Annotated in this window: 17 protein-coding genes; 3 read left to right on the top strand and 14 right to left on the bottom strand. The window is 70.9% G+C overall.

Going from position 1 to position 16,809, the window contains the following annotated elements; genetic code table 11:
- The first annotated feature begins 261 nt into the window (after window positions 1-261).
- Window positions 262-837 (top strand): DivIVA domain-containing protein, encoded by a 576-nt coding sequence (locus ACWENQ_RS02655; RefSeq protein ID WP_452412696.1) that lies wholly within the window; start codon window positions 262-264, stop codon window positions 835-837.
- A 567-nt stretch (window positions 838-1,404) separates the two neighbouring features.
- Window positions 1,405-2,016: an MmyB family transcriptional regulator gene (locus ACWENQ_RS02650; protein WP_452412695.1), complete on the top strand. Its 612-nt coding sequence runs from the start codon at window positions 1,405-1,407 to the stop codon at window positions 2,014-2,016.
- 69 nt (window positions 2,017-2,085) lie between these two features.
- Here ACWENQ_RS02650 and ACWENQ_RS02645 read toward each other — a convergent pair whose 3' ends face one another.
- The 10 genes from ACWENQ_RS02645 to ACWENQ_RS02600 form a co-directional block, all read right to left on the bottom strand.
- Window positions 2,086-2,544: a cupin domain-containing protein gene (locus tag ACWENQ_RS02645; protein ID WP_449916964.1), complete on the bottom strand. Its 459-nt coding sequence runs from the start codon at window positions 2,542-2,544 to the stop codon at window positions 2,086-2,088.
- An 89-nt stretch (window positions 2,545-2,633) separates the two neighbouring features.
- Window positions 2,634-4,139, bottom strand: a complete 1,506-nt coding sequence (locus ACWENQ_RS02640; RefSeq protein ID WP_452412694.1) for a PucR family transcriptional regulator — start codon at window positions 4,137-4,139, stop codon at window positions 2,634-2,636.
- Window positions 4,130-4,789, bottom strand: a complete 660-nt coding sequence (locus ACWENQ_RS02635; RefSeq protein WP_354906728.1) for a TenA family protein — start codon at window positions 4,787-4,789, stop codon at window positions 4,130-4,132. The genes ACWENQ_RS02640 and ACWENQ_RS02635 overlap by 10 nt, the downstream gene beginning before the upstream one ends.
- Window positions 4,786-5,253: a GNAT family N-acetyltransferase gene (locus ACWENQ_RS02630; protein WP_354906843.1), complete on the bottom strand. Its 468-nt coding sequence runs from the start codon at window positions 5,251-5,253 to the stop codon at window positions 4,786-4,788. The genes ACWENQ_RS02635 and ACWENQ_RS02630 overlap by 4 nt, the downstream gene beginning before the upstream one ends.
- Before the next feature lie 230 nt (window positions 5,254-5,483).
- Complete coding sequence (dapB, locus tag ACWENQ_RS02625) at window positions 5,484-6,221, bottom strand: 4-hydroxy-tetrahydrodipicolinate reductase (protein ID WP_452412693.1); 738 nt, start codon at window positions 6,219-6,221, stop codon at window positions 5,484-5,486.
- 359 nt (window positions 6,222-6,580) lie between these two features.
- Window positions 6,581-7,891: a M16 family metallopeptidase gene (locus tag ACWENQ_RS02620; protein WP_354906729.1), complete on the bottom strand. Its 1,311-nt coding sequence runs from the start codon at window positions 7,889-7,891 to the stop codon at window positions 6,581-6,583.
- A 64-nt stretch (window positions 7,892-7,955) separates the two neighbouring features.
- Window positions 7,956-10,289, bottom strand: coding sequence for a polyribonucleotide nucleotidyltransferase (locus tag ACWENQ_RS02615; RefSeq protein WP_452412692.1), 2,334 nt, complete (start codon window positions 10,287-10,289; stop codon window positions 7,956-7,958).
- Between the two features lie 263 nt (window positions 10,290-10,552).
- Entirely contained in the window at window positions 10,553-10,822 is a 270-nt protein-coding gene (rpsO, locus tag ACWENQ_RS02610; protein ID WP_354906731.1) for a 30S ribosomal protein S15, read from the bottom strand.
- 207 nt (window positions 10,823-11,029) lie between these two features.
- On the bottom strand, window positions 11,030-11,842 hold the full coding sequence (locus ACWENQ_RS02605) for a pentapeptide repeat-containing protein (protein ID WP_452412691.1): 813 nt from the start codon (window positions 11,840-11,842) through the stop codon (window positions 11,030-11,032).
- A 17-nt stretch (window positions 11,843-11,859) separates the two neighbouring features.
- On the bottom strand, window positions 11,860-12,822 hold the full coding sequence (locus tag ACWENQ_RS02600; RefSeq protein ID WP_354906845.1) for a bifunctional riboflavin kinase/FAD synthetase: 963 nt from the start codon (window positions 12,820-12,822) through the stop codon (window positions 11,860-11,862).
- A 113-nt stretch (window positions 12,823-12,935) separates the two neighbouring features.
- Here ACWENQ_RS02600 and ACWENQ_RS02595 point away from each other — a divergent pair, with 113 nt between their 5' ends.
- Window positions 12,936-13,922 (top strand): TRM11 family SAM-dependent methyltransferase, encoded by a 987-nt coding sequence (locus tag ACWENQ_RS02595; protein ID WP_449916979.1) that lies wholly within the window; start codon window positions 12,936-12,938, stop codon window positions 13,920-13,922.
- 91 nt (window positions 13,923-14,013) lie between these two features.
- Here the strand turns inward: ACWENQ_RS02595 and truB are convergent, their stop codons facing one another.
- From truB to ACWENQ_RS02575, 4 genes are read right to left on the bottom strand one after another with little or no spacing between them, the layout of a single operon-like run.
- The gene (truB, locus tag ACWENQ_RS02590; protein ID WP_449916982.1) at window positions 14,014-14,874 is read right to left on the bottom strand and encodes a tRNA pseudouridine(55) synthase TruB; all 861 of its coding nucleotides are present in this window, start codon (window positions 14,872-14,874) and stop codon (window positions 14,014-14,016) included.
- Complete coding sequence (locus ACWENQ_RS02585; RefSeq protein ID WP_452412690.1) at window positions 14,856-15,998, bottom strand: DHH family phosphoesterase; 1,143 nt, start codon at window positions 15,996-15,998, stop codon at window positions 14,856-14,858. The genes truB and ACWENQ_RS02585 overlap by 19 nt, the downstream gene beginning before the upstream one ends.
- Window positions 15,995-16,471, bottom strand: a complete 477-nt coding sequence (gene rbfA, locus ACWENQ_RS02580) for a 30S ribosome-binding factor RbfA (protein WP_354906736.1) — start codon at window positions 16,469-16,471, stop codon at window positions 15,995-15,997. The genes ACWENQ_RS02585 and rbfA overlap by 4 nt, the downstream gene beginning before the upstream one ends.
- A 21-nt stretch (window positions 16,472-16,492) precedes the next feature.
- Window positions 16,493-16,789, bottom strand: coding sequence for a DUF503 domain-containing protein (locus ACWENQ_RS02575; RefSeq protein ID WP_354906737.1), 297 nt, complete (start codon window positions 16,787-16,789; stop codon window positions 16,493-16,495).
- Window positions 16,790-16,809 lie beyond the last annotated feature (20 nt).

Below are 16,809 nucleotides of genomic sequence, written 5' to 3'. Positions count from 1 at the left end.
GGGGTCGAGGGGCTGGTCCATGCCTCGGAGTTCCCTCTCGACGTAATGACATCAGAACAAGAAGGATCTTGCGGAGAGAAGCCGCGCGGTGAGAACTGCGCTACTGCGCGACGCTCAGGCACGCCGGCCTGTCCGCCTCCTGGAAGGGGCAGCCGACACATTGTCGATCAACAGGAGCCCTCAATACACTGCTGGTCATTTGGGGCTGCGGCCGAGAGAAGGCGGAGCCTGGGCGGACCCACCCTGGTCGTTGGAGGGGCGTTGAAGCTGGGCTATTGGATGCTGGGCATCGGGGCAGTGGTGCTACTGGTCTGGCTTGTGGTGTCGAAGGACGCGCAGGAGCCCAGGTGCGGCGGCGAGAGGATGAGCAGCGGCGATTATTGCTCGAACCGCCGGACGGGGCCCGACAGCTATGAGGAGAAGAAGGAGGATGCCGCGGCGGTCGCCTTCGGGATGGGGCTGGTCGGCGGGACCCTCGTGGTGGGTGGCGCCCTCCTGGTGGTCGGCGAACGCGCGACGCGTAGCTTCCGAGACGGCAGCAGACAATGGGCCAGGATCCAAAGGCGGCGGGCTCAACTGGTGTTGGACATTCGCGCCACTGAACTCCCGCTCGTATCGGGGCGGGGCTACAACCAGCGAGAAGTCGATGCCTACATCGAACGGATCATTGCGGGCCTCGAAGGAAGGGAGCCCGCCGTTCGCAGGGAGAAGAACCATCCGAGCGGGATCTCGATCCTCCATGGCTTCTCGATGGCCTCACCCGGATACGACATACGTCACGTCGACGCCTTCCTAGACCATCTCTACGGCCTGCTGGACCGGGTTGACGGCAATTGACCTGGGCCAGCCAACCCCTCGCGTTCGAGGAACGTCGTCACGGCCGCGACCTAGTTGTCGTTGACGACAGCAACAGCCAACCCCCTCCCCTGGGCACGCTCCATGACGTCAGCCGCGCCGTACCGGGCCCCTTCGTCTCCATCTCGACGAGCGTGCTCAGGGCAAGCCGCCGTACGTCCGCCCTCCTGTGCCACGAGGTGCAGGAAGTCTGCCGCCCGCACGTCGACCAGCTGGACCGCAGCCCCGCCCACCGCGCCGGCCGCCGGCGTGGCACGCCGCCTCCGGCCGCGCACCGAACCGGGTCCCCATCCCGCCCATATCACTCCGCTAGCCAGGAAGAGCAGTGAGCGATCGCGACCACGGGTACCGGGGGAGCACAGCCGACCGGGAACCGGCGGAAGACAGGCCCCAGGCCCTCAGACTGCCCGACGACGTGGATGACGACGCCGGGCCAAGGGCGATGGCTGAGGGCGGCGGCCGAGATCAGGGCGTACGGCGGGAAAGGGCTACGGCCAGGGCGCCGATGAGGCAGCAGAGGGCGGCTGTCAGGTAGGCCAGGTGGTAGCCGTGCAGGCGATCGTGTTGCCCGCCGGTGGCGGTCGCGACCATGACGAGGACGGCGACGCCGACGCTTACATACGGCTCGAACAAGGGCAGAGCAGGAACGCCTCCGACGGCGTGCTCGACGCGCTCGCCCGCGCGCTGCGGCTGGACGAGACCGCGCGCCTCTACAGCCTGGCGAGGCCGACCAAGGCGCGGCGCAAGAAGATCCGCCCCGAGCGGCTCCGCCCCGGTCTCGCGGTCATGATCGAGTCGTTCGGGATGGTGCCGGCGTACGTCATCGGGCGCAGGAGCGATGTGCTCGGCTGGAACCGGATGGCGCACGCCCTCCTCGCGGGGCATCTCGACTTCGACGCGCCGCGGCTCGCGGAGGACAGGCCGAACATCCCCGCCGACGCGGGCCGGCGGCTGGTCGTGATCAATGCGAGGCCGGGCTCCTCTTCGGCCGCCGCCCTTCGTCTGCTGGCCGACCTGCACCCCCTACCTCCGGAACGCTCTTCCTGGTCTCCGAAGCCCGGCATGCCCCGGTCTGCTCCGGACGAAGCCTCGGGGAGAACCCCGCCCGGGGTAGACGGCCGCCGCCTGCCCCGGGGTCGAGGAACGCAGGAACAGCCATGAGCGGTGAGAAAGATCTTGCAAGTCAACGACGAAGGGCGTCGCTTCCGCGGAGGACGCCCTTGAGGCGGGTCAGGGGCCGTCCACGTAGGCGCGGAAGTCGAGGATGGACAGCGGTGGCACCGGCTCGTCCTCCGTGCCCGGCGCGGGGCTGCGTTCCAGCAGCTGGGTGCCGACCACGGAGCCGCCGAACACCGCGTGCAGCCGTACCGTGCCGCCCGACAGGTTGCGGAACCCGTGGGACACGCCGGGCGGCACGAGGATGACCGACCCGGGCCCCACCGGCTGCCATTCCCCGTCGTAGAACGCCTCCGCCTCGCCGTCGTCGATGATGAGGACCTCCTCGCTGGTGTGGAAGTGCACGGGGATGATCTCGTCCGGCGCGAGCTTCTCGAAGTTCAGCACCAGGTTCTTCACGTAACGACCGTCGGGACGGGCCGGGTCGAGCACCAGGGAGTGGCGCGAGTTCGGCTTGTGGTTGTGCGGGTCCGGAGGGAAGGGCTGGTAGTCCATGCGAGTCACGATGCTCATGGCAGCAGTCTGGTTCCGCGTGCCCGGCGCAGGAAGATCGCACTTTTCGGGAACCCGGTGACCCCGAGGTAACCGCCGAGCCCGCGCGGCTATCGCATCCGCAACGCGAGCAGGAAGTCCACCCGCTGGTCCCAGGAGTTCAGCGACCGCCCGGTCAGCTCCTCGATCCGCTTCAACCGGTAGCGCAGCGTGTTGACGTGCACGTGCAGCCGGTCCGCCGTCGCCGACCACGACCCCGACTCCTCCAGGAACGTCTCCAGCGTCTCCAGCAGGTCCGTCTGGTTCGTGGCGTCGTAGGACTCCAGCCGTCCCAGGAGGCGCGCCCTGAACGAGCGCCGCAGCGGGTCGGGGATCGCCGCCAGCAGCGTCCGGTGCGAGCTGACGTCGTCGCCGGTCACCACGCTGACCCGCTCGGCGCCGAGGGAGGCGAGCGAGCGGGCGTGCCTGGCCTCCTCGATCAGCCCGCTCAACCCGGCGGGCCCGGTGGTCACGCTGCTGACGCCGAGCGCGATCCGCTCGTCGCCCAGCCCCGCCTCGAGGATGCGGGCGCCCTTCACCAGATGGTCGGTCAGCTCAGCCGCGCTGTTGCCCGCCAGCGGGACCAGCGCGACGGCCTCCTCCCCCGCCGCGGTCACGATGCCGGGCGCGAGCGGGCGCAGCAGCTCGTCGAGGACGGCGACGCCGACCTCGGGCCCCGCGGCCGTCAGGGCGACGACCAGCAGACCGTGCTCGGTCTCCACGTGGAGGGTGTGCAGGCGGGAGACGAGCCCCGGCAGGGACGCGTCGCCCGACTCCAGCAGGCGCAGCAACTGGTCGAGGACGCGGCGTTCGATGCGCTGGGCGGCCTCCAGGCGCGAGCGTTCGAGCGCGACGAGAGCGGCCAGCTCGACCAGGACGTCCTCGCTGTCGCCCTGCGCGCCCTCCCCCTGGTAGGCGAGGAACCAGTTGGCGATCCGGTGCGGGGCGCCCTTGCTGATCGGGAAGACCGACAGGCGGTCGACCATGCCGGGCAGGAAGCGCGCGGTGAGGAAGGTGTGGGCGAGGCGCGCCCTGGAGTCCTCGTCGAGCGGTTGCGAGCCGACGATCACCCGTCCGGTCGCCGACATCACCCAGCACGGCACGTCGAGCTCACCCGCGACCGTGTCGACCAGCTTGGTGAGGCTGCCGCCGTCCACCAGGGTGCTGGCCAGGCGCCGGCGTCCGCCGGGCGGCCGGCGGGGCGCGGCGCCCAGCTCGGCGATCAGCGCCCGCAGCACCTGCTCGGTGACCTGGCTGAACGGCACGTCCACCGGCAGCGTGAGCAGCGGCAGCCCCGCGGCGGCGCAGGCGTCGATGAGGTCGGACGGCGGGACCTTGAGCGCGGTGCCGCACACGAGCGCCGCCACATCGCCCAGGCCGCGCACGAAGGCGGTCGCGGACTCGGCGCCGGTGTGCCAGGTCAGCTCGGTCAGCACCAGCTCGCCCGGCTTGACGAAACGGGACGGGTCCGGCAGGTCGGTGGTGGCGACGCCGCGCACCCTGCGGTCGAGCAGGTCGTGGCCGGTCAGCACCTTCAGCGCGAGGTGGTCGTCGTGGACGAGGTCCCTCAGCCGCATGGCCAGCTCTCCTGGCGCCAGGCCGCGTCCCAGTACATCCACTCGAACCGGGCGGTGGTGATCGCCCGCTCCACCAGCCGCTCCCGCTCGTCGGCGGTCAGCGTCAGGCCGTCGAGCAGGTCGAGCACGCCCGCGACGGTGTCCTGGTAGTCCTCGCCGCCGTAGGTCTCGATCCACCACGCGTAGAGCGGGTCGGGCGACGACTCGGCCAGCAGCTTCTCCCCGACGCGGGCGTAGATCCAGTAGCAGGGCACGATCGCGCCCAGCGCCTCCGGGAAGGTGCCCAGCGAGCAGGTCCGCACCAGGTACGACGCGTAACCCACTGTGGTCGGTCCGGCGGGCGACTTCAGCGCCTCCGCCTCGTCGAGCCCGAACGCCGCCAGCAGCTCCAGGACGAGGCTGTGCTCGACCTCGACGGTCCTGGCGGCGTCGGCGGCGAACCTGTGCACGGCTGACGGCTGCGGCGACCTGGCGGCGCAGGCGGCCAGCGCCCTGGCGTAGTCGGGCAGGAAGTGCGCCTCCTGCATGACGTAGTGGCGGAAGGCCTCGCGCGGGAGCGAGCCGTCGGTGAGCCCTTCGAGGAAGGGATGCCGCAGGATCTGGCGATAGACACCGTCCATCGCCCGCCACAGTTCGTCGCGAAACCTCACACTACGGGACGGTACATCACTATCCGTGGCGCGAGTTCGATGCCGAGCTCCCGCTCGTGCCGGACGATGGCGCGCAGCTCCGGCCCCGGGTCGTCCATGACGGCGAAACCGTGCCGCTCGTACCACGGCCCGTTCCACGGCACGTCGCGGAACGTGGTCAAGGTCACCCCCGGCGCGCCCACGGCCAGCGCGTGGTCGGCCACGGCCGCCACGAGCCTGCCGCCGATGCCCTGCCGCATGCTGTCAGGATGGACGGCCAGCTGGTCGAGATGGACGTTGCCGTCGACCATGCTGATCATGGCGAAGCCCCTGCCCTCCACCAGCACCCTGCCCGGGTCGTCACACTCCTCGACCATCGTGGTGCCCGGCGGGAAAACGATTCCGACCTGCGCGAACAGGCCATCGGCCGCACGCTCGACATCGGCCAGCCCCGCCAGCTCGTCCTTGTCCGCCCAACGCACCATCGACACGCACGCACCTTTCCCTGGATGGTGTGCACTGGCATTAGTGTGATGATCGTGTGCCGGCTGTGCGGAGCCGGAACCCCTCCACAGAATGTGCCCATGCTTCGGCATGGGCACATTCATTTTCACGGGTGGAGCCGGGTCGAGCCGGTTGGCGCCGGTGGTTCGAGCCGGTCACGCCGACGGGTCGCGCCGGCGGTTCGCCGGTTGGCGCCGGTGGCTCGGGCCGGCTACAGGTCGAGCAGGGCCTCCAGGCCCACCGTGAGCCCCGACAACTCGCCCACCCTGCGCACGCCGAGCAGCACGCCCGGCGTGAACGAGGCGCGGTTCATCGTGTCGTGCCTGATCGTCAGGATCTCGCCGGCGCCGCCGAGCAGCACCTCCTGGTGGGCGATCAGCCCGGCCAGCCGTACGGAGTGGACGTGGACGCCGCCGACGTCGGCGCCGCGCGCCCCGTCGAGCGCTGAGCTGGTCGCGTCGGGCATCGCCGCCATGCCCGCCTTGGCCCGCGCCTCCGCCACCAGCTCCGCCGTCCGGCGGGCGGTGCCCGAAGGGGCGTCGGCCTTGTTCGGGTGGTGCAGCTCCACGATCTCGACCGAGTCGAAGTATCGGGCCGCCTGCTGGGCGAAGTGCATCATCAGCACCGCGCCGATGCCGAAGTTCGGGGCGATCAGGCAGTTGGTGCCGGGAAAGCGCTCCAGCCAGCCACGCACCGTGGCCAGCCGCTCCTCGTCGAACCCCGTGGTGCCCACCACCGGGTGGATCCCGTGGGAGATGGCCCACTCGAGGTTGCCCATGACCACGTCGGGATGGGTGAAGTCGACGACCACCTGCGCGCCCTCGAGCGACTCGATCGGATCGTCCTTGTCGACGGCCGCCACGAGCTCCATGTCGGTCGCCGCCTCGACGGCCCTGCACACCTCGACGCCGACCTTGCCGCGCGCCCCGAGCACACCCACTCTCATCACGCCCCCACCCTATCGGGCCGCCTCCGCCCGTACGGCCCCGGCGCGTCCTTCTCCCCGTACGGCAAGCGGGCCCACGCCCACCCCAGGCACGGGGCCGGTCCCTGTCCAGGGTGACGCCACTCCAGCGCACGGGGCCGGCCACCGTTACGCGACACCCCCGACCGACCCACGGGGCCGGAGCCATGGGCCTCACGGGCCCGAGGGTCCGCCGTCACAGCATCCACCGCCCCGCAGCCACGGCCAGGGCCCCACGCGCCCCACAGGCGCGGCGGCGCGGCGGGCAGTGCCGGCCCGCTGGAGTGGCCAGACAAGCGAAAAGGCCACCGAGTGACCCCGGTGGCCTTGACCCCGCTGTGCCGTCAGGAGATCGCCGAGGAGAAGTCCTTGTCCGCGTACGGGCCGATGACCGCCAGGGTCAGCGGGCGGTTCAGCACGTCCTTGGCGACCGCCGCGATCTCCTCGGGGGTGACCGCGTCGATACGTCCCAGCACTTCGTCCACCGACATCAACTCGTCGTAGACCAGCTCGTTCTTGCCGATCCGCGACATCCGCGAGCCGGTGTCCTCCAGCCCCAGCACCAGCCCGCCGCGCATCTGGCCCTTGCCGCGCAGGATCTCCTCCTCGGTGATCCCGTCGGAGACCACCCTGGCCACCTCGTCGCGGCAGATCCGCAGCACGTCGTCGATCTTCGAGGGCAGGCAGCCCACGTAGATCCCGAACTGCCCCGTGTCGGCGTAGGCGGAGGTGTAGCTGTAGGCGGAGTAGGCCAGGCCGCGCTTCTCCCTGATCTCCTGGAACAACCGGGACGACATGCCGCCGCCCAGCGCCGCGTTGAGCACGCCGAGGGCGAAGCGCCGGTCGTCGGTGCGCGACATGCCGGTGGTGCCCAGCACGAGGTTGGCCTGCTCGGTGGGCCGGTCGAGCACCCTGACCTCCGACCGGCTCGGCGCACCGGGACCGCTGGTGCGCGGCGGCGCGCACTCGCGGGGTCCCTCCAGCGCGCCCGCCCGCTCGTAGGCCCGCGCCACCAGCTCCACCACGTGCTCGTGCTGGATGTTGCCGGCGACGGAGACGACGGTGCGCGGCGGCCGGTAGTAGGTGCGGTAGTACTCGACGATCCGGTCACGCCCGAGGGCGTTGATGGACTCGACCGTGCCGAGGATCGGCCGCCCGATCGGCGAGTCGCCGTACAGGGCGGCCGAGAACTGCTCGTGCACCACGTCGGAGGGGTCGTCGTCGTGCATGGCGATCTCTTCGAGGATCACGCCACGCTCGGACTCGACGTCCTCCTCGGTGACGAGCGAGGAGGTGACGACGTCGGCCAGCACGTCGACGGCCAGCGGCAGGTCCTCGTCGAGCACCCGCGCGTAGTAGCAGGTGTACTCCTTGGCGGTGAAGGCGTTGATCTCGCCGCCGATGCCCTCGATGGATGCGGAGATCTGCATGGCGTCACGCGTCGGCGTGCCCTTGAACAGCAGGTGCTCGAGGAAGTGCGTGGCCCCCATGTGCTCGGGGGCCTCGTCACGCGAGCCGATGCCGACCCACATGCCGACCGCGACGGAGCGCACGGTCGGCATGGTCTCGGTCACCACACGCAGCCCACCGGGGAGGACGGTGCGCCTGACCACCCCGGCACCGTCCCTACCAGGATGCAGCGTGACAGTAGTCACGAGGCCTCCTTCGTCGGCCCCGTGACCACGGTGCTGTGTCTACTGGTGCCCTCGCTTCGCTCGGTCACGAGTTCCGGTCTTCTCCGTCGGTCGCGGCGGGCTTGCGGACCCTGGTGCGGGTACGGCGGGGCTTGTCCTCGCGCGGCTTGTCCTCGGCGGGGGCGGCGGCGGCCGGAGCGGCCTCCTCTTCCGGCGCGGCGGCAGCGGTGGCCTCCTTGGCGGCGGCCTCCTTCTCGATGACCTCGACCGGCACCAGCGACAGCTTGCCCCGCGAGTCGATCTCGGCGATCTCCACCTGGATCTTCTCGCCGACGCCCATGACGTCCTCGACGTTCTCGATGCGCTTGCCGCCGTGCAGCTTGCGGATCTGCGAGACGTGGAGCAGGCCGTCCTTGCCCGGCATCAGCGAGATGAAGGCGCCGAAGGCGGCGATCTTCACGACCGTGCCCAGGTAGCGCTCGCCCACCTCGGGCATGTGCGGGTTGGCGATGGCGTTGATCGCACTGCGGGCGGCCTCGGCCGAGGGGCCGTCGGTCGCGCCGATGTAGATCGTGCCGTCGTCCTCGATGGTGATCTCGGCGCCCGAGTCGTCCTGGATCTGGTTGATCATCTTGCCCTTGGGGCCGATGACCTCGCCGATCTTGTCGACCGGGACCTTGATGGTGATGATGCGCGGCGCGGTCGGGTTCATCTCCGCCGGGGAGTCGATCGCCTCCTGCATCACGTCGAGGATCGCCAGGCGGGCGCCCTTGGCCTGCTTCAGCGCGGCGGCCAGCACGGAGGCCGGGATGCCGTCGAGCTTGGTGTCGAGCTGGAGGGCCGTGATGAGGTCCTTGGTGCCGGCGACCTTGAAGTCCATGTCGCCCATGGCGTCCTCGGCGCCCAGGATGTCGGTCAGGGTGACGTAGGTGTCGCCCTCGCCGATCAGGCCCATGGCGATGCCCGCGACCATCTCCTTGAGCGGGACACCGGCGTCCAGCAGCGCCATCGTGCTGGCGCAGACCGAACCCATCGAGGTGGAGCCGTTGGAGCCGAGCGCCTCGGAGACCTGGCGGATGGCGTAGGGGAACTCCTCGCGCGACGGCAGGACCGGGATCAGCGCCCGCTCGGCCAGCGCGCCGTGGCCGATCTCGCGGCGCTTGGGCGAGCCGACGCGGCCCGTCTCACCCGTGCTGTAGGGCGGGAAGTTGTAGTTGTGCATGTAGCGCTTGGTGCGCTCGGGGTTGAGCGTGTCGACGACCTGCTCCATGCGCAGCATGTTCAGCGTGGTGATGCCCAGGATCTGGGTCTCGCCGCGCTCGAACAGCGCCGAGCCGTGCACCCGCGGGACCACGTGGACCTCGGCGTTGAGCGCGCGGATGTCCTTCGGACCACGCCCGTCGATGCGGACGCCCTCCTTGATGACCCGCTCGCGCATGAGCTTCTTGGTCAGGCTGCGGAAGGCGGCGCTCAGCTCCTTCTCGCGACCCTCGAAGTCGGGCAGCAGCTTCTCGGCCACCAGGCCCTTGACCCTGTCGAGCTCGGCCTCGCGCTCCTGCTTGCCGGCGATCGTCAGCGCCGCGGCGAGCTCGGACTTGACCGCGCCCTCGACGGCCTCGAGCGCGTCGTCCTGGTAGTCGAGGAAGACGGGGAACTCGGCCGTCTCCTTGGCCGCGACCTTGGCGACCTTGGCCTGCGCCTCGCACAGCACCTTGATGAACGGCTTGGCCGCCTCGAGGCCCTGCGCGACGCTCTCCTCGGTCGGGGCGGCGGCGCCCTCGCCGACCAGCTTGAGCGTGTGGTTGGTCGACTCGGCCTCGACCATCATGATCGCGACGTCGCCGTCGTCGAGGACGCGACCGGCCACGACCATGTCGAAGGTCGCGCGCTCCAGCTCGGGGTGGGTCGGGAAGGCGACCCACTGGCCGTCGATCAGCGCGACGCGGACGCCGCCGATCGGGCCGGAGAAGGGCAGCCCCGCCAGCTGGGTCGACAGCGAGGCGGCGTTGATCGCGATCACGTCGTAGAGGTGGTCGGGGTGCAGCGCCATGACGGTCGCCACGACCTGGACCTCGTTGCGCAGGCCCTTGACGAAGGACGGGCGCAGCGGCCGGTCGATCAGGCGGCAGGTGAGGATGGCGTCCTCGGAGGGACGGCCCTCACGGCGGAAGAACGAGCCGGGGATGCGGCCCGCGGCGTACATGCGCTCCTCGACGTCGACCGTCAGCGGGAAGAAGTCGAGGTTGTCCTTGGGACTCTTGGACGCGGTGGTGGCGGACAGGACCATCGTCTCGCCGTCGAGGTAGGCGACGGCGGAGCCGGCCGCCTGCCGGGCGAGCCGGCCGGTCTCGAACCTGATCGTGCGCGTGCCGAACGAGCCGTTGTCTATGACGGCTTCGGCGGTGTGGACACCCTCCACGGGGGACCTCCTTGATGGTTGGTCACCCGCGCCCTCTTTCACCGGCACCCTTCGTAAGGTGCAGCGCCGGTCTTCGATCGAAGCGCCCGGTCACGATGACCGGAAGCCACTACCGAGGACCGGCCCGCAGGCGTCGCGGGTCGCATGGTGCTGTAGCGGACGCGGGGGCTTTCAGTGTGTCTCGGATATTCAGTTGTCCGACACTAGGCGCGCCGGATGCCATATGCGAAGGGAGCGGCGCCGAGCGCCGCTCCCTTCCTACTCTATCGGCGCAGGCCCAGCCGCTCGATGAGCGAACGGTAACGCGCGATGTCGTTGTTCTGCAGGTACTTCAGCAGGCGACGCCGGCGACCGACGAGCAGCAGCAGGCCACGACGGCTGTGGTGGTCGTGCTTGTGCGTCTTGAGGTGCTCGGTGAGCTCGCTGATGCGCTTGCTGAGCAGCGCGATCTGCACCTCGGGCGACCCGGTGTCGCCCTCGGCCGTCGCGTACTCGGCGATGATTGCCTTCTTGGCAGCGGTGTCGAGGGACACGGCTCTCCTTCGATCTACGGACACGCGTCGATGAGATGAGATTGCGAGCGACCGTGCGTGCCTACAGTCGCCGCGAGAAGGCACTTCAGGGCAGCGCACAGCGCCACCGTTACAGAGCCGACATGCAAGGTTACCATTGCGGTCCGCTCCCTGACACATCGTTCTTGCCGGGCCGCGGCCGAACCGTCCGTACGCCGCCCGTGGCGATCACCCCCGTCGCCAGTGTCCCGGGCGGCTGAGCGACGGCGGGATGCGCGTGGCCGCGTCTCCCCTGGCGGCGTCGAGCTGCGACTGGGTGAGGAACAGGCAGCCGCGCAGGTCGGCGCCGCTCAGGTCGGCGTTCCTGAAGTCGGCGCCGATCACGTCGGCTCCGCGCAGGTCCGCGCCCCGCAGGTCGGCGCCGATCAGGTAGCCGCCCCGCAGGCTCGCGCGGCGCAGGTCGGCCCCCTTGAGCCTGGCGCCCATGAGATCCGGCTTCATCGTGCGCCCGAGCCGCTGCCCGCCGTGGCCGCGCACCAGCTCGCCGGCCTGCCGCAGCAGGGGCGCGACCGCCGCGCGCAGCGCCCCCGTGTCGGCCTTCACCAGGACGTCGGCGTCACCGCCGATGAGCTCCTCGATCTCGTCGGCGGCCCGGCCCAGCTCCCCGTGGACGGCCTCGGCCGCCGGCCAGCCCAGCGCCTCGGTGACGTAGTAGAGCAGCTCGTGCAGGTCGCGCATGACGGGGAAGACCTCGCCTGCCCGGCCCGCCAGACCCGCCTGGGTGACCTGCTGGCCGGCGCCGAAGCAGTCGTAGACGGTGCAGCCGGGGAAGCCCTTGTCCCGCAGCTGGGCGTGGATGCCGCAGCGGTGGTCGGCGCGCAGGTTCGGGCACGCCGTTCCGGCAGGCTTGTCGATCGCGAAGTCGGCCGAGGCCGCGAACGCCGGCACGACGCAGCACAGGCCGGCGCAGCTCGCGCAGTCGGCACGCAACGACGCCAGGGCCCGGCGGCCGCCGGCTCCCTCGTCCACATGGTGTCCCACAGATGTTCCTCAGGTGCTCAGGCGGGGTGCGGCCGTCCGCCGGTCAGGCGGCGGACCTCGGCCACGTCGGCATGGATCTGGTCGATGAGCGCCTCGATGGAGTCGAACCTGGTGTTGCCGCGCAGGCGCGCGCCGAAGTCGACGGCCACGTGCATGCCGTACAGGTCGAGGTCGTCCCGGTCGAGCGCGTAGGCCTCCACCGTCCGCGGCACGCCCTCGAAGGTGGGGTTGGTGCCGACCGAGATGGCGGCGGGCCAGACGCAGCCGTCGTAGCCGGCCGGCAGGTTGCCGACCGCGACGCACCGCAGCCAGCCCGCGTAGACGCCGTCGGCGGGGATGGCGGTGTTGGGCGCGGTCTCGACGTTGGCCGTGGGGAAGCCGAGCTGGCGACCGCGCTGGTAGCCGCGCACGACGACGCCCTCCACCCGGTGCGGGCGGCCCAGCGCCTCGGCCGCGGACTCGACGTCGCCCGCGGCGACGAGCTCGCGGACCAGAGTGGATGAAACACCGGACACCAGGGGGATCTCCTCGACCGTGAAGTCGTACTTGTCGCCCAGCTCGCGCAGGGTCGCGGGGTCACCGGCGGCCTTGTGGCCGAAGGCGAAGTTCGCGCCGACCACGACCGCCGCCGCGCGCAGCCGTTCGGCGAGCACGCTCTGGGCGAAGTCGGCGGGGCTGAGGCGCGACAGCTCCATCGTGAACGGCACCACAAGCACCTCGTCGACGCCCAGCGCGGCCAGCAGCTCGGCCCGCTGCCGCGCGGTGGTCAGCCGGGGCGGCTGGGTGCCGGGCCTGACGACCTCGGCGGGATGCGGCTCGAACGTCAGCGCCACGCACGGCAGGCCGAGCGAGCGGGCGACGGCCACGGCGCGCTCGACCACCCGCCGGTGACCGAGGTGCACGCCGTCGAACACGCCGACCGTGACGACGGATCTTCCCGACTCCTGCACGCCCGCGCCCCATTCGCTCTCGTGGCGGATCAACCACCCTCAAGCGTGCCATGCCTCGCGGGGTGTTTCGCAACGGGGTGACGGCGGGTGCCGGTGTTCCGACCGGGAGCAGGCGAAACAGCCCAGGCGGTACCATCCGCTGCATGTCCCGATACGCCTTGTTGATCCTGCCCGCCTTCAACCGGGTCTACGGCGAGAGTGCCGTCCGCCTGACACGCAGCGAGCTGGAGGTCTTCGCGGCCGTCTCCGATGTGGAGGAGACGCGGATCGGCGGCGTGCCGTACGTGACGTTCGAGGCCGACGAGCCCGACCTCGGGCTGCTGTCGAACCTGTCGTCCGTCTACGCGATCTTCGGTATCGAGGGCGACCTGCTGCGGCCCCTGCAGATGCGCCCGCTCGACCGGCTCTCCAGCGACCTCATCACCATCCAGAAGTACGCGGGCAAGACCAACGAGCACTTCACCAAGCTGCTGCTCAACGTCACCGTGCTGGCCTCCGACTTCCCGCTGGACGGCCATCTGTCGGTGTTCGACCCGATGTGCGGCCGTGGCACCACGCTCAACCAGGCCCTCATGTACGGCTACGACGCCTACGGCATCGACGTCGACGGCAAGGACTTCGACGCCTACAGCGGCTTCCTCAAGACGTGGCTGAAGAACAAGCGGCTCAAGCACACCGCCGAGACCGTGCCGGTCAGGCGGGAGCGGGCGCTGATCGGCCGGCGGCTCAACGTGTCGTTCGGGCTGTCGAAGGAGGCGTTCAAGGCGGGCGAGACGCAGCAGGTGGCCGTGGTCAACGCCGACACCCTGCGCGGCCGCGAGTTCTTCAGGCCGCGCTCGTTCGACGTCGTCGTGACCGACGCGCCGTACGGCGTGCAGCACGGCAGCAAGGGCGCGACGGGCCTGTCCCGCAGCCCGCTCCAGCTGATCGCCAAGGCGGTGCCGGTGTGGGCGGAGCTGCTACGGCCGGGCGGCGCGATCGGCATCGCCTGGAACACCTACGGCGGGTCGCGCGACGACCTCGCCGCCATCCTGGCCGCGCACGGGCTCGAGGTGTGCGACTACCCCGACTTCGCCCACTGGGTGGACCAGGCGATCGTCCGCGACATCATGGTCGCCCGCAAGCCGTAGCCCCGCCGGGGCCGCCCGCCCGCCGGAGAGCGGGCCAGCCGAGGTACAGGCCCAAGCCGGGCAGTTGGTCAGCCGGCTGCCGGGGAGCCGGTCAGCCGGCGAAGACCGCCAGGGGGCGAGCGGTGCGCCCCTGCTCCTCCACCAGCGCCAGCAGCTCCCCGTCCGGCCCGAACACCCCGATCGGCCCCTTGCCGAGCCCGGCCGACGGCAGCCGCCCGCCGTGCGAGATCACCCGCGCCTCCTCGGCGGTCACGTCCCGCCGGGGGAAGGCCGCCGACACGGCCGCGCCGATCGGCAGCACCACGCATTCACCGGCCAGCTCCTCGATCGTCCTGGCGAGGGACAGGTCGTACGGCCCCACCCTGGTGCGCCGCAGCGACGTCAGGTGACCGCCGACCCCGAGCGCCGCCCCCAGGTCCCTGGCCAGGGCCCTGATGTAGGTCCCGCTGGAACACCTGATCGTCGCCCTGATGTCGGGCCCGTCGATGGACTCGACGGCGAAGTCGTACACGGTGACCGGCCGGGCGGCCAGTTCGACCTCCTCGCCGGCCCGCGCCCGCTTGTAGGCGCGCTCGCCGTTCACCTTGATCGCCGACACCTGCGGAGGCACCTGCATGATCCGTCCGGTCAGCGCCTCGATGCCCTTGCGCACGGCCTCGGCCGTCACACCGTCCGTCGCCGCGGTGGCGATGACCTCGCCCTCGGCGTCGTCGGTGTTGGTGGTGACGCCCAGCCTGATCGTCGCCTCGTAGACCTTCTCGGTCAGCGCGAGGTGTCCCAGCAGCCGGGTCGCCTTCTCCACGCCGATCACCAGCACGCCGGTGGCCATCGGGTCGAGCGTGCCGGCGTGCCCGACCCGCCGGGTGCCCGCGATGCGCCGCATCTTGCCGACCACGTCGTGGGAGGTCCAGTCGGCGGGCTTGTCCACGATGATCAGACCGCTCTCGGCCATCTACTCTTCCTCAGCAGTTCTCGAAACCGGTCCATCGTCACGTCAACGCCGTCGTGGGAGGTGAATCCCGCCGCGTACCGGTGGCCGCCGCCGCCGAGCGCCGTGCAGATCGCGCCGACGTCGACCCCGCCCTTGGAACGGGTGGACACCTGCCACACACCGTCGTCGTCCTGTTTCAGCACCACCGCGACGTCGGCCTCGTCGGTGCGGCGGATCACGTCGATGATCGCCTCCACCTCGGAGTACGGCAGGCCGTAGGCGGCCCTGTCGGTGTGGGTGACGTACGTCCACACCAGGTCGTCGTCCAGCACCACGCGGTCGAGGGCCGCGCCGAGCACCTTCAGGTACCCGAACGGGGAACGGTCCCACAGCTCGCGGGCGATCTCGTCGGTGCGCAGCCCGGCCGCCACGAGCCTGGCCGCCATCAGGTGCGCGGCAGGCGTCGTCGAGGAGTGGCGGAACGAGCCGGTGTCGGTCACCAGCCCGACGTACAGCAGCGTCGCCATGTCGCGGTCGAGCGGCTGCCCGAGGCGCCGGATCAGCTCCTCGGTGAGGACGGCCGTCGCCGCCACGCCGGGATCGATGAGGCTCACGGTGCCGAAGCCGTGGTTGGAGGCGTGGTGGTCGACGACGATCACCTCCCGCGCCTTGCCCGCGTTGGCCGCCAGCAGCCCGAGCCGGTCGAGCGTCGAGGAGTCGAAGGTGATCATCACCTCGGGCTCGGCGGGGAAGGCGGAGGGGACCGTGAGCAGATCCTGCGCGGGCAGGAACCGCAGCAGCCTGGGAACCGCGAACCTGCGCTCGCCGAAGGAGGCGACCACCCGCTTGCCCATCGCGACCAGCGCCTTGGCCGCGGCCAGCATCGAGCCGAGCGCGTCGCCGTCGGGCGAGATGTGGCAGGCCAGCGCCACCTCGTCGGCGTCGCGGATCAGCTCGAGCGCCCGGTCCCACACCGTTTCGGGGATCGCCTGCGGTGCTCCCGCGACCGGACCGCCCGCCTGCGTGCTCAGGCCCGCACGTTCGGGGGCGCCGGCGGACGCGGGGCGCGCCGAACCGCCGCCCGCCGTACCCGGAGGAGGTCCGGCGGACCGGCGGCGGGTCTCGTCACGCACGTCCGGCGTCACGTCGCGGAGTATCCCGCGCGATCGGAGACTTCGTCCTCGTCCTCGTCCTCGTCGAGCTCCGGCTTCTTGTACGGGTCGGCCTCACCCGCGTAGGCGGCGCCCTCGGCCCGCCTGGCCACCTCCGCGTCACGCTCCTTCGCCGCCGCGAACAGTTCGTCCATCTGGCGGGCGCTGTCGGGCAGCGGGTCGTGCTTGAACGTCAGCGTCGGAGTGAAGCGGACGCCGGTCTGCCTGCCCACCTCCGAGCGGATGATCCCCTTCGCGCTCTCCAGCGCCGCGGCGCTGTCGGCGCGCTCGGCCTCGGAGCCGAACACCGTGTAGAAGACCGTCGCCTCCCGCAGGTCAGCGGTGATACGTGTGTCGGTCACGGTCACGAAGCCCAGGCGCGGGTCCTTGATCCGGCGCTCCAGCATCTCGGCGACGACCTGCTGGATGCGGTCGGCGAGCTTGCGTGCCCGTGCGGCGTCCACCATCTTGATCCCCCTAGTGTTCGGTCAGTCTTCGTCGTTGTAGAGCCGCTGCCTGGCCGACAGCAACTCGATATCGGGGCGGTAGGCCACCAGCCGCTCGCAGGCGTCCATCACCTCGCCGCAGTTGCCCGCGGTGGCGGAGACGACGGCGATGCCGATCTCCGCCCTGCGGTGCAGGTCGAGATGGCCGGTCTCGGCGACGGCGACGCTGGGGAAGCGCCGCTGCACCTCGGCGACGATGGGACGCACCACGGATCGCTTCTGCTTCAGCGAGTGCACGTCGCCGAGCAGGATGTCCAGGGTCAGGGCACCGACATACATCGTTGGCAACCACCGCAGGT

It is taken from the genome of Nonomuraea sp. NPDC004354 (assembly GCF_053602555.1).
The sequence above is the reverse complement of the archived record's forward strand: the minus strand, read 5'-3'. Positions and strand labels throughout refer to the sequence as shown.